We start from the raw sequence: 13,905 nt of genomic DNA on the forward strand, positions 1-13,905 counted from the left end.
GGAGAAGGAGACGCTGCTGGGACACCTGGGCCAGCTCTACGCACTGGGACACCCGGTGGACTTCAGCAAGCTCTACCCAACCTCCGCTCGCAAGCTGGCTCTTCCTTCCTACTCCTGGCAGCGCGAGCGCTTCTGGATCGATCAGTCCCCAGCCCCAGAGGGGCTCATGTCTCGCTCGGCAGCGGGGCCTCAGGGGCGCCACCCGCTCCTGGGGACGCACTTGGAGGTCGTCGGCGAACGGCACTACTTCACCGGGGAGATCCATCTCGGCCGCCTGCCCTTCCTGGCCGATCACCGGGTGGAGGGGACCGTGGTGATCCCGGGTGCCGCCTACGTGGAGATGGCGCTCGCCGCCGCGGTGGAGGCGTTCGAGTCTGTCCCTCATGTGCTGGAAGACGTGGCCTTCGAGGAGCTGTGGACGGTGGGAGAGCAGCCGTCCGCGAGCCAGGTGATGCTGGAGCCTCGCGGAGGCGGGCGTGTCTCCTTCGAGGTGTTCAGCCGCACGGCGGATCCGGGTGCGTCCTGGAGGCGCCACGCGCGAGGTGTGCTGCGCAAGGCGGCAGGTGAGGCACAGCCGTCCGGCTCCTTGGCGGAGCTCCGTGCGCGCTGCACCACCGCCATACCGATCGAGACGCATTATCAGTCCCTCGCGGAGCTCGGCCTGGAGTACGGGCCTCATTTCCGAGGCGTCCGCGAGCTGTGGCGCGGCGAGGGTGAGGTTCTGGCCCGGGTGGAGCTACCCCCCGAGGCCTCCGCGAGCGCAGCGCAGTATGTGATTCACCCGGCGCTGCTCGACTCATGCCTGCAGGCTGCGGCGTCGCTGGCCGCTCCCGGAGACGGGATGCGCATGCTCCCGGTGGGGCTGCGGAGCTTTCAGCCCGGCCCGAGCGGCGGCCGCGAGGTCTGGTGCCATGGGGTACGCCACCCGGCCGGCTCCGAGGGAGGAGCTCGCGGCATGGAGGCCGATCTCTTCCTCTTTGGTGAGGAGGGTGGCCCACGAGGTGTTCTGCGCGGCCTCCAGATCCAGTACCTGCCCGGCAGGAAGCGGGACACGGTGGGAGAGGCGCTCTACACGGTGGAGTGGCGGGAGCAGGAGCGGCCCAAGGCCGAGCCGGGTCCGACGCGGGCCTCGGGCGGCTGGCTCCTCTTCGTGGATCGCGGCGGCGCTGGCGAGGCGCTGGCGTCCCGTCTCGAGGCACGCGGAGACACGTGCGTCCGGGTGTGGGCCGCGGACCAGAGCCGTCCCCTCGGCGAGCGCCGGCACGAGCTGGATCCGGGGGATGTGCAGGGCCTGGAGCAGGTGCTGAAGGAGGCGCAGGGCCAGGGCGTGCCTCTGCGCGGAGTCATCCACCTGTGGAGCCTGGACGCAGGCGGGCTGGAGGCCGCCTTCCTGGAGGCGCTCTCGCGCACGCAGCGGCTGGGTTCTGAGAGCGTGCTGCTCCTCGTCCAGGCGATCGCCAGGGCGGGTCTGCGCGATGCTCCGCGCCTGTGGCTGGTGACGGGCGGGGCTCAGCCGGTGTCGGACGAGCCCGCGCTCTCGGTGTTGCAGGCTCCGCTGTGGGGCCTGGCCCGGACGATCGTCCACGAGCAGCCGGAGCTGCGCTGCGCGTGCGTGGATCTGAGCGCGCGGCCGGGGACCGAGGAGCTGGAGGCGCTCGCCACGGAGATCGGGGAGGAGTTGGGCCGCGAGGATCAGGTGGGCCTGCGGGGCGCCCGGCGGTACGTGGCCCGGCTCGCCCGTGCCACGGAGGATCGCCCGGTGCGGCGGGCCGTCCGTACGGGCAACGTGCCCTTCCGGCTGGAGATCTCCAAACCCGGCGTGCTGGACGATCTCACCCTGAGGGAGATGACACGCCAGGCGCCACGCGCGGGTGAGGTGGAGATCGAGGTGGCCGCCGCGGGGCTCAACTTCCTGGACGTGCTGCTTGCCCTGGGCGCGATCGAGGAGTCGGAGGTCGGTCCCTCGGGGCCGGCGCTTGGCTTCGAGCTGGCGGGGCGGATCGCGCGCGTCGGGCCAGGGGTGACCGGCCTCGTGGAGGGCCAGGAGGTCATGGCCGTCGCGCCGCGGGGGCTCGGCTCCTTCGTCCTCACCTCCAGCCAGCTCGTCGTGCCGAAGCCCGCGGGCAAGAGCTTCGAGGAGGCGGCGGCCATCCCGGTCGCCTTCCTCACCGCGTACTACGCGCTGGAGCACGTGGGCCGGCTGCGCTCGGGTGAGCGCGTGCTCATCCATGCGGCGACCGGGGGCGTGGGCCTGGCGGCGGTGCAGATCGCCCAGCGCGTAGGCGCGGAGATCTTCGCCACCGCGGGCACCGAGGAGAAGCGCGAGTACCTGCGCTCGCTCGGCGTGCGGCACGTGCTGGACTCGCGCTCGCTCGGCTTCGCGGACGAGGTGCTCGCCCGCACCGGCGGCGAGGGCGTGGACGTGGTGCTCAACTCGCTGGGCGGGGAGTTCATCCCCAAGAGCCTCGAGGTCCTGCGTGACTACGGCCGGTTCCTGGAGATCGGCAAGCGGGACTACTTCCGCAACCAGCAGCTCGGCCTGCGGCCGTTCCTCAAGAAGCTCACCTTCTCGCTGGTGGATCTGCGCGGGATGATGCGCGAGCGGCCGACGCTCGTGCAGCAGCTCTTCCGTGAGGTGACGGCCCTCTTCGAGTCGGACGCGCTGCGCGTGCCCCGGAACAACGTCTACCCCGTGGCGCGGGCCGTGGAGGCATTCCGCGCCATGGCTCAGGGCGAGCACATCGGCAAGAACGTCCTGTCGTTCGCCGCCTCCGGGCCGCAGCCCGTCATCACGGCCGAGGCTCGGACAGAGCTGCGGATCTCCCCGGAGGCGACGTACCTGCTCTCCGGCGGCCTGGGCGGTGTCGGCCTGGCGCTGGCCCGCTACCTCGTGGCCCAGGGGGCTCGCAGCCTGGTGCTGATGGGACGGAGCGCTCCCAGCGGCGCCGCCCAGGAGTCCCTGGAGGGCCTGCGCGCGGCGGGCGCCTGGGTGGAGGTGGCACAGGTGGACGTGGCGGACACCGCGCGGGTGGCGGTGCTCCTGGAGGACATCGGCCGGAGGCTGCCGCCGCTGCGGGGCATCGTCCACGCCGCGGCGGTGCTGGATGACGCGACCCTCCCGCGGCAGACGCCAGAGCACTTCCGCCGCGCTGCGGGCCCGAAGGTGCTCGGGGCCTGGAATCTCCACTCCCTCACCCAGGGGCAGCCGCTCGACTTCTTCGTGCTGTGCTCCTCCGTGGCCTCGGTGCTGGGGTCTCCGGGTCAGGCCAACTACTGCGCGGCCAACGCCTTCATCGACGCACTGGCGCACCTGCGGCAGGCGAACGGCCAGCCCGCGCTGTGCATCAACTACGGCCCCTGGGCCGAGGTGGGGCTGGCGGCCGCCCAGGCCAACCGGGGCGAGCGCCTGGCCCTGCAGGGAATGGAGAGCTTCACGCCCGCCCAGGGTGTGGAGGTCTTCGCCCGGCTGCTGCGCCGCGCGGCCGTGCAGGTGAGCGCCATTCGCCTCCATGTCCGGCAGTGGCGGGAGTCCTATCTGTCCGCGGCGAGATCGCCATTCCTCTCGGAGCTGGAGGAGCAGGGCGCTCCAGGGACGGGCTCGTCGAAGGGCACAGTCCGGGAGAAGCTGCTCGCGCGGCCGGCGGTCGAGCGCGAGGCATTGCTGCAGAGCCAGCTCCAGGAGCTGCTCGGGCACGTGCTCCGGTGTCCTCCCGCGCGCATCGGGCTGGAGACACCCTTCAAGGCGCTCGGAGTGGACTCGCTGATGGCGATCGAGTTCCGCAACCGGCTCGAGGCCGCGCTGGGCGTGAGCCTGAGCGCCGCGCTCATCTGGCAGTACTCCAACATCCTGGTGCTGGCCGTCTACCTGGCGGGGCGAATGGAGGTGCCGCTGCGCGAGGAGCCAGCGGCCGCCACACCGCCGCCGCCTCTCGAGCAGAAGCCGGAGGCCCAGGTCTCCGAGCAGGGCGCTCAGAAGATCCTGCTGGCCCTGCGCAAGCTGGTGAAGAAACCCGTCGATCCGTCACCCACGGAGGGTGAGTCTCAATGAGTGAAACGCTTCAGGTGATCTCCGAGCTGATCTCCGGGCTGGAGCCGCAGGATCGCGCCGCGCTGTCGGCCGCGCTGCGGCAGGCACCGGACTCGATCGCCATCGTCGGCATGGGCTGCCGCTTCCCGGGTGGCGCCGAGGATCCGGAGTCCTTCTGGGAGCTGCTGAAGGCCGGCAAGGACACGGTGCGCGAGGTGCCTGCCGAGCGGTGGGATGTGGGCGCCTGGTATGACCCGGATCCGCAGACCCCCGGGAAGATGAGCACCCGCTACGGTGCCTTCCTGGACGGGGTGGAGCGCTTCGACGCGCCCTTCTTCGAGATCTCCAAGCGCGAGGCCCAGGTCATGGATCCACAGCAGCGCCTGCTGCTGGAGGTCTGCTGGGAGGCGCTGGAGCGCGCCGGAATCGCTGGGGACGCGCTGAAGAGCCACCCGGTGGGCGTCTTCATCGGCAGCTGCCTGCACGACTATGAGACGCTGGTCCACCGCGCGGGGCCGGCCAGCTTCGACACGCACTCGGTCACTGGCGGCATGGCCAGCGTCCTGGCGGGCCGCGTGTCCTACTACCTCGGCCTGCACGGGCCGAGCCTCACCGTGGACACGGCCTGCTCCTCGTCGCTGGTGGCGGTGCATCTGGCCTGCCAGAGCCTGCGCAGCGGAGAGTCGGACGTGGCGCTCGCCGCGGGAGTGAACCTGATCCTCTCTCCCGAGGTCATGGTGATGCTCTCGCGCATGGGGGCGCTGTCACCGGATGGCCGCTGCAAGGCGTTTGACATCCGGGCCAATGGGTTCGCGCGCGGTGAGGGCTGCGGAGTGCTGGTGCTCAAGCGGCTCTCGGACGCGGTCAAGGCGGGCGATCGCGTCCTCGCCCTCATCAAGGGCTCGGCGGTCAACCACGATGGGCGCAGCTCGGGCCTCACCGCGCCCAACGGGCTGGCGCAGCGCGGGGTGCTCACCGAGGCGCTGCGGAGTGCGGGCGTGTCGCCGGAGAGCGTGGGCTGCATCGAGGCCCATGGCACGGGCACACCGCTCGGAGATCCGATCGAGGTCGAGTCGCTCAAGGAGGTCTTCAGCCGGCGCAAGGACGGACAGCGCTGCGCGCTGAGCTCGGTGAAGACGAACCTCGGGCACCTGGAGAGCGCTGCGGGGATCGCGGGCATCATCAAGGTGGCCCTCTCGATGCAGAACGAGGCCCTCCCGCCCCACCTGCACTTCACCGAGCTCAACCCGCGCATCCGCCTGGAGGACTCGCCGTTCTTCATCCCCACGCGCCTGGAGCCCTGGCCGCGCGGCAAGGCCCCGCGCATCGCCGGGGTGAGCTCGTTCGGGCTCTCCGGCACCAACGCCCACGTCGTGCTGGAGGAGGCACCGCTCCGGGAGGAGAAGGCGCCGGGGAAGACGCGGCCGCTGCACCTGCTGACGCTGTCGGCGCGCTCGCCGGCGGCGCTGCGGGAGCTCGCGGCGCGGTACGCGAGGCTGTGGGAGGCGGACAAGGGCCCCTCGATCGCGGACGTCAGCTACTCGGCCCACACCGGCCGGGCGCGCTTCTCCTGCCGTCTGGCGCTGGTGGCCGCCTCCGGAGCGCAGGCCGCCGAGCAGCTCCAGTCCTTCGTGCGTGGGAAGCCGGCGGCGGTGGCTTCCGGCGAGGTGGCCACGGGCATTCATCCCAAGGTGGCGTTCGTCTTCCCGGAGCTCCCCGGCCCTCGGCTCGCCGGGCTGGGGCGCAGCTTGTACGAGGCGGAGCCCGTGTTCCGTCGTGCCGTGGATCGCTGCGCCGAGCTGCTCCGTCCCTTCCTGGATCGGCCGCTGGTGGCGGTGCTCCAGGGAGAGGCCGGGACGGGGGAGCTGCTGGAGCAGCCCTCGTACGCGCAGCCCGCGCAGTTCGCGCTCCAGTACGCACTGGCCGAGGTCTGGTCCTCGTGGGGCATCACCCCGGACAGGGTGCTGGGCAAGGGCGTGGGTGAGCTGGTGGCGGCCTGCGTGGCCGGCGTCTTGCGCCTGGAGGATGCGGTGCGTCTGGTGGCGGAGCGGGGTCGGCTGGGCACGGCGCGGCCCGAGTCGAGTGGCCTCGCGCGGGTGGCCGAGAGCATCCGCTACGCGGCGCCCCGGGTGGGCTTCATCTCCTCCCTCACGGGCCAGCCGGCGACCGAAGGGGAGATCTCCCGGGCGGGGTACTGGCTGCGCCAGGCCCTCGAGCCCGCGCGGATGACGGAGGGCCTGAAGGCGCTACGCAGCGAGGGCAGCGAGCTGGTCGTGGAGCTCGGTGAGGCAGAGGCACTGGGGGCGATGCTCGAGGTGCTCGGCCAGCTCTTCGTGCGCGGGGCGAAGGTGGACTGGGCGGGCTTCCACCAGCACAGTCCAGGCCGGCGCGTCCCTCTGCCCACCTACCCGTTCCAGCGAGAGCGCTACTGGGTGGAGGCGCGCCAGGCGGCGGGCGGGAGCGAGGGCGCGAAAGAGCGCTCGGGAGGAGCGGTGCCCGCACGTGCGGCCCTGCTCGGAGCGCGCATCCGGAGCGCCAACAGTGAGCTCCGGTTCGAGACGATCGTCGGGGCTGGCACGCCGCTGCTGCGGACGCGGCGCGTCCAGGGTGAGCGGGTGGCTCCCGAGGCGCTCTACCTCGCGTGGGTCCAGGCCGCGGCAGCCGAGGTGTGGGGCAGTGGCCAGGTGACGATCGAGGGCCTCGAGTTCGCGCGGCCGCTGGTGCTCGCCTCGGAGGACGAGGAGCGCGCCACACAGCTCCACCTCACCCCGGCGGCGGGGGCCTATGGGTTCGAGGTCGCCAGCGTCCCGGTGCTCCCCGAGGCAGAGCCGGTGATCGGATCGCGCCACGCTGCGGGCAGGCTCCTCGCGCCGGGCCTGGACGACGAGGCCCCGCTGGAGCGGGCGGAGGCGCTCACGATACAGACTGGAATCCCTGTCTCGGCGGAGCAGTTCCACGCGGAGCTGGGCCGGCTCGGCATCGAGCTCGATCCGGGCGCGCGGTGGGTGGAGCGGGTCTGGACTCGAGGCTCCGAGGTGCTCGCACAGCTCCGCCCGGGGGCGCAGAAGGGTGTCCTGGATCCTTTCCTCCTGGACGCATGCCTGCTCGTCGCCGCGCGAGCCGGAGCACCCGCGGGTGCGGAGGCTTCCCTGCTGCGGGAAGTGGCACAGTGGCGCTTCCTCGAAGCCCCTGAGCCGGGCACTCGAGTGTTCTGCCGGGCGGCTGCCGCCGCGGATGGCACGGTGGAGGCAACACTGCTCGACGAGGCGGGCCACGTGCTGGTGGAGGCACGCGGGCTGCGGTTTGAGTGGCCGCGCCGTGACGCCTTCCTGCGCCGCGTGGCGCACCGGGTGGAGGACGCGTTCTACCAGGTGGAGTGGCGAGAGAAGGCACCCAAGGCGGGCTCGGCGCCTGCGGAGGCGGGCCGGTGGCTGCTCTTTGCGGACACCTTGGGGATGGCCGTCGCGTGTGCGGCTCGGCTCCAGCAGACGCGAGGGGGGAGCTGCCTCCTGGTCCGGCCTGGGGAGCAGTTCGAGCGCACCAGCGAGGGCTGGAGGATCCGGCCGGATCACCCGGAGGACCTCCAGCGCCTCTTCGAGGAGTTGGCCGTGGCGCAGGGCTCGGCGCTCCTGGGCGTACTCCACTTCTGGGCGCTCGACGCACGGCATGCGCCGGAGTCTCCGGATGCGGAGGCGATCCTCGCCGAGCAGGCGCGGGTCGCGGGCAGCACCATCCATGCGGTGCAGGCACTCTCGCGCTGGGGGGCCACGGGAGTCATCCCCCGGCTGTACCTCGTGACGCAGGGGGCGCAGGCGGTGGGAGGCTCCACGCAGCCGCTCCGGTACGAGCAGGCGACGCTGTGGGGACTGGGGCGTGCCATCGCCAGCGAGATGCCTTCGGTGTGGGGTGGCATCGTCGATCTGGATCCCGCCGCAGGCTCCGGCCAGGAGGCGCTGCTGCTGGAGAGCCTCTTCAGCACGGACGGAGAGTCGAGCGCGGTGCTCCGCCAGGGCAAGCGCTGGGTGCCACGCCTGGCGCGCTGCGCGCCTCCGGCCCGGCGCTCCGAGCCAGCCGCGTTCCGAGGGGATGCGACGTACCTCATCACCGGAGGCCTGGGAGGACTGGGGCTGGAGGTAGCCCGCTGGATGGTACGCCGAGGGGCTCGGAACCTCGTGCTCCTCGGGAGATCCGCGGGGAGCGCGGCGGCACGCGAGGCGGTGGCCCAGCTCCAGCGGGAGGGAGCGCGGGTTGTCGCGAGGCCAGCGGATGTGAGCCGCGGCGAGGACCTGTGGAAGGTGCTCTCGTTCATCGACGCGCGCATGCCTGCCTTGCGCGGCATTGTCCACGCTGCGGGTGTGCTCGAGGACGCCTCTCTCATCAACCAGGATCCGCGCGCCTTCCTGCGGGTGCTGGCCCCGAAGGTGGCGGGGACGCAGCTGCTGCACGTCCTGACCCAGGGCAGGAAGCTCGACTTCTTCGTCCTGTTCTCGTCCGTTGCGTCGGTGCTCGGCAACGCCGGGCAGGCGGCATACGGCGCCGCCAATGCCTTCCTGGACGCGTTCGCGCAGTACCGCCACGGGCAGGGCGAGCCCGGCCTGTCGGTAGGCTGGGGGCCCTGGAGCGAGGTGGGCATGGCCGCGGCCACGAACACGCACCGCCGCGCGTGGCTGCAGGCGATTCCCCCGGAGGAAGGGGTGGGGCTGCTGGGGTACCTGCTGCGGCGCGATCAGGCCCACGTCGTGGCGATGCTCGCGGACTGGACCCAGTACCCGCGGGACAACACCGCCCGGAACCTGCTGGTGGAGGAGCTGGCGGGTGCTTCCGAGAGTCCACCCCCGGCGGAGAAGCCTGCGCAGGAGCCAGCCATGGTGGCGGCGCTCCGCCCCGTGGCGCCGGACGAGCGCGAGGCGTTCCTGGCCGGCTACATCGGCAAGCTCATCCGGGGGGTCCTGCTGCTCGATGACGCCATCCCCCTCGCGGCGGACCGCCGCCTGGATGAGCTGGGCATGGACTCCATCCTGGCGATCGATCTGATCACCCTGCTGAGGACCGAGACAGGCCTGCCGCTCCCATCAAACCTCCTCACCGACCGGCCCACGACCGGCGCGCTCGTTCGTTATCTCGGCAAGCACGTTGCCGCCGCATTGGGGTGAGGCGCCGTGGCCCCTCCAGGAGATCCGTCCGTGTCGTCCCAGCCGCCGCCCCCTGAGAAGGCCGCAGAGCCGATCGCCATCATCGGAGTAGGGTGCCGGCTGCCCGGCGACGTCCACGATCCGCAGTCCTTCTGGCGGCTGCTCCGCGAGGGCGTAGATGCCGTGAGCGAGATCCCTCCGGATCGCTGGGACCGCGACGCCTTTCATGATCCGGATCCCCGCGTCCCCGGGAAGACGTACTCGCGGCACGGCGGCTTCCTGCGCGAAGTGGATCGGTTCGATGCGAGCTTCTTCGGCGTCTCTCGGACCGAGGCCGAGCGCATGGATCCACAGCAGCGCCTGCTGCTGGAGGTCTGCTGGGAGGCTCTGGAGCGCGCCGGGATCGCGCCGGACCGGCTCGCGGGCAGCCGGACAGGCGTGTTCATTGGCATCTCCGGCAGCGACTACGGGCAGCTGCTGACCCGGGCGGGTCCGGAGTGGGCGGACGGCTACGGCCTCACGGGCGACAGCGCCAGCGTGGCAGCGGGGCGGATCTCGTACGTCCTGGGCCTGCGCGGGCCCAGCATGGCCGTGGACACGGCCTTCTCCTCCTCGCTGGTCGCGCTCCACCTGGCCTGCGAGAGCCTGCGCCGGGGCGAGTGCGATCTGGCGCTGGTGGGCGGCGTGAGCCTGATCCTCACGCCGGATCGGAGCATCCGCTTCTCCAAGCTGAGGCTGCTGTCACCGACGGGGCGATGCCGGACGTTCGACGCGTCCGCGGACGGCTTCGTCCGGGGTGAAGGCTGCGGCGTCGTGGTGCTCAAGCGAGGCGCGGAGGCGGTGCGCGACGGAGACCCCATCTGGGCTCGGATCCTTGGCTCCGCGGTGAACAATGACGGGCGCAGCGCCAGCCTGCTCGCGCCCGAGCGGGCCGCCCAGGAGGAGATGCTGCGGGCGGCGCTTCAGGCCGCGAGCGTGAGCCCGGGGGAGGTGGGTTACGTGGAAGCCCACGGCACGGGAACGCCCGTGGGTGATCCCGTGGAGCTGGAGGCGTTGCGCTCGGTGTTCGGCGCTCCGCGGTCCACGGGCGCGCCGCTGTGGCTGGGGTCGGTGAAGACGAACATCGGCCATCTGGAGGCCGCGGCCGGAATGGCGGGGCTCCTCAAGGCCGTGCTGGCGCTGCGGCACGAGGCCATCCCGCCCCACCTCCACTTCCATCACCCTCGGATGCCGCTCGAGGACACGCCCTTGCGCATCCCCACGCGGCTGGAGCCGTGGGAGCGTGGGGCCACGCGCCGCATCGCCGGGGTGAGCGCCTTTGGCATCAGCGGCACCAATGCCCATGTCCTCCTCGAGGAGGCGCCGGAGCCTCTCACCACGCCCGTGGCCTCGGAAGTGGGTCGGCCCTGGTCGCTCCTGCCGCTCTCTGCCCGGAGCCCGGGGGCGCTCCGAGCGCTGGCAGGCCGGTATGCGGCGTGGCTGCGGGAGCACCCGGAGGTGCCGCTGCCCGAGGTGTGCGCCAGCGCCAGCCTGGATCGCGCGCACCTCGATCACCGGCTGGGGATCGTCTCGGCAACCGCGGCCGAGGCGGCGGAGCGGCTGGCCGCCGTAGCTCGGGGAGAGCAGGCTGCGGGGGCGGTCTCGGGCACCGGGGAGGCGGGGGCGCGCCCGCGCGTGGCGTTCCTCTTCTCCGGGCAAGGCTCGCAGTACGTGGGCATGGGGCGCGGGCTCTATGAGACGGAGCCTGTCTTCCGGCAAGCGCTGGATCGCTGCGCGGAGCTGCTCGGGCCGCGGCTGGAGCGGCCACTGCTCTCGGTGATGTTCGGTGGGGAAGAGGCGTCCGCGCTGCTCGATCAGACGGCCTACACGCAGCCTGCGCTGTTCTCGCTGGAGTACGCGCTGTCCCAGCTGTGGGCCTCGTGGGGTGTCACTCCCGACGTCGTCTTGGGCCATAGCGTGGGCGAGCTGGCGGCAGCCTGCGTGGCGGGAGTCTTCTCGCTGGAGGAAGGCCTGGCGCTGGTGTGCGAGCGCGGCCGGTTGATGCAGGCGCTCCCCGAGACGGGAGAGATGGCCGCCGTGTTCGCGAGCGAGGAACAGGTGCGCCAGGAGCTGGACGCGTACCGCGCGGACGTCTCCCTGGCGGCCATCAACGGTCCCGGACAGATCGTGATCGCCGGACGGGGACGTGCCGTCACCGCCATGCTCGAGTCGTTGGCGGCGCGGGACATCAAGACGCGGCGGCTGCCCGTGTCGCACGCGTTCCACTCACCCATCGTCGAGCCCATGCTGGAGGCGTTCGGCCGCGCGGCCGCGCAGGTGCGCTACGCGCGGCCGAAGGTGGAGCTGATCTCGAACCTCACGGGGCAGCGCGCGGAGGAAGGGGCGCTCACGCAGCCGGACTACTGGAAGCGGCATGTCCGAGAGCCCGTGCGCTTCGAGGCTGCGATCCGGGCGGCGGAGCAGAAGGGGTGTAGGATCTTCGTCGAGGTGGGACCGCAGCCGGTGCTGCTCGGCATGGGGGCTCGGTGCCTGCCGGGGAGTGCGGTGGCCTGGGTCCCTTCGCTGCGCAAGGATCGCGAGGCGGGGCGGCAAGTGCTCGAGAGCCTCGGGGCGCTCCACGTGAGCGGCTACCCGGTGAACTGGGCGGCGCTGCACGGAGAGCGGCCCCGCGTTCGGCGGGAGCTTCCGGCCTACCCCTTCGAGCGGCAGCGGTACTGGCTTCCGGCCGAGGCACACGCCGAAGAGCAGGTGCCGACGCGAGCCAGGCAGGGCGAGGCTCCCGAGGCCTCTCCGGCAAGACAAGAGGAGCGGTCCGCCGCGCCCGAGGCTCTCTCCGCACGGGCTTCCGAAGCGGCTTCGGTGGTGGAGCGGCTGGAGGCGGAGGTGAAGCGCGCTTTGGCGCTGGAGTCCCAGGGAGCCCTGAATCCGCGGCGGCCTCTGCAGGAGCTGGGGCTCGACTCGCTCCGGGCCGTCGAGCTCAAGGATCGACTGGAGCGGTGGGTGGGCCGAAGCCTGCCGGACACGCTGCTCCTCAACCACCCCACGCTCGAGGCCCTGCACCAGTACTTCGCGAAGCAGCCCGCTGCCGCCCCGAGCCCTGAGCCACGCTCTCGGTCCTCGGCTGCGCCAGCCCGAGCCGCGCCCGAGCCCATCGCCATCGTGGGCATGGCCTCCCGCCTCCCTGGGGCGCCCGATCTCGAGTCCTACTGGGGAGTGCTCCGAGACGGCACGGACGCCATCACCGAGATCCCGGCGGATCGCTGGGACGTCTCCGCTTTCTTCGATCCGGATCCCTCGGCGCCGGGAAAGATGTACGTGCGGCAGGGCGGCTTCCTGCGGGAGGTGGACCGCTTCGATGCGGGGTTCTTCGGCATCTCTCCGCGAGAGGCGGAGGCGATGGATCCTCAGCAGCGCCTGCTGCTGGAGGTCACCTGGGAGGCGCTCGAGGACGCGGGGCTGCGGCCGGATCGGATGGAGGGTCGTGCGGGAGGGGTGTTCGTCGGCATCTACCGCAATGACTACGCCCTGATCCGGAGCGCTGCGCAGGGGCTGGCCGGCCTGGATGCCTACGCGGTGACGGGAGACATCTTCAGCGTCGCGGCGGGGCGCATCTCCTATCTGCTGGGGCTGCAGGGGCCGAGCCTGGCTGTGGACACGGCGTGCTCGTCCTCGCTGGTGTCCGTGCACCTGGCCTGCCAGAGCCTTCGCCGCGGCGAGAGCGAGCTGGCGCTGGCGGGAGGGGTCCACCTGATCCTCCACCCCGAGGGCACCATCCGCTTCTCGAAGATCCGGGCGCTCGCGCCGGATGGGCGATGCAAGACGTTCGACGCGCGGGCGGATGGGTACGTCCGGGGTGAGGGTTGCGGCATGGTGGTCCTCAAGCGGCTGTCGGACGCACAGCGCGATGGGGATCGGATCTGGGCGGTGATCCGGGGCTCCGCGGTCAATCAGGACGGGCGGAGCTTCGGACTGACGGCTCCCAACGGCCTGGCACAACAGGCCTTGATCCGGCAGGCCCTGGCGGACGCGCGAGTCAGCCCGGACGAGGTCGATCTGGTCGAGACCCACGGCACGGGCACGTCACTCGGGGACCCGATCGAGTTCGAGGCGCTCAAGGAGGTGCTCGGCCGCCCGAGGGCGGATGGTGCCTCGTGCGCATTGGGAGCGGTCAAGACGAACCTCGGGCACCTGGAGAGCGCGTCGGGAATCGCGGGCTTGATCAAGGTGGCTCTGTCGCTCCACCACGAGGCCATCCCGCGCAACCTGCACTTCCAGGCGCTCAACCCGCGCATGTCGTTGGAGGGCACGCCCTTCGTGATACCGGAGCAGCTGCTGCCCTGGCGGCGCGGATCCCGGCGCCGCGTGGCAGGGGTGAACTCGTTCGGGATCAGCGGGACGAACGCGCATGTGGTGTTGGAGGAGGCGCCGAGAGGGGAGGAGGAAGCGGTGGCCGAGGCGGAGGCGGGCGGACCGTACCTGCTGCCGGTGAGTGCGCGCAGCGCGGAGGCGCTGAAGGCTTTGGCGGAGTCCTACGCGGGGTGGGTGGAGGGAGGTACGGCCCAGCAGCTGAGAGACGGGTGCTACACGGCGGGAGTGGGCCGTGGGCAGCACGAGCACCGGCTGGCGGTGGTGGGAAGCAGCGGGGAAGAGGTAGCGGAGCGGCTGCGAGCGTGGGCAAAGGGTGAGTCGCGACCGAACAGCGCATGGGGAGTAGGGGGAGCCCAGGGAGCTGGGAGCAAGGTGGTG

Annotated in this window: 3 protein-coding genes; all 3 read left to right on the top strand. The window is 71.9% G+C overall.

Annotated features, from left to right (window positions below; translation table 11 throughout):
- A partial coding sequence (locus VD972_RS20630; protein WP_324989577.1) for an SDR family NAD(P)-dependent oxidoreductase occupies positions 1-4,048 on the top strand: 4,048 nt, incomplete at its 5' end.
- On the top strand, positions 4,045-9,180 hold the full coding sequence (locus tag VD972_RS20635; RefSeq protein WP_324989579.1) for a type I polyketide synthase: 5,136 nt from the start codon (positions 4,045-4,047) through the stop codon (positions 9,178-9,180). The genes VD972_RS20630 and VD972_RS20635, both read left to right, overlap by 4 nt.
- Positions 9,181-9,210: 30 nt before the next feature.
- Positions 9,211-13,905 (top strand): polyketide synthase (locus VD972_RS20640; protein WP_324989581.1); only part of this gene is annotated, 4,695 nt, incomplete at its 3' end.

The organism is Hyalangium sp., assembly GCF_035629615.1.
Taxonomy (GTDB): domain Bacteria; phylum Myxococcota; class Myxococcia; order Myxococcales; family Myxococcaceae; genus Hyalangium.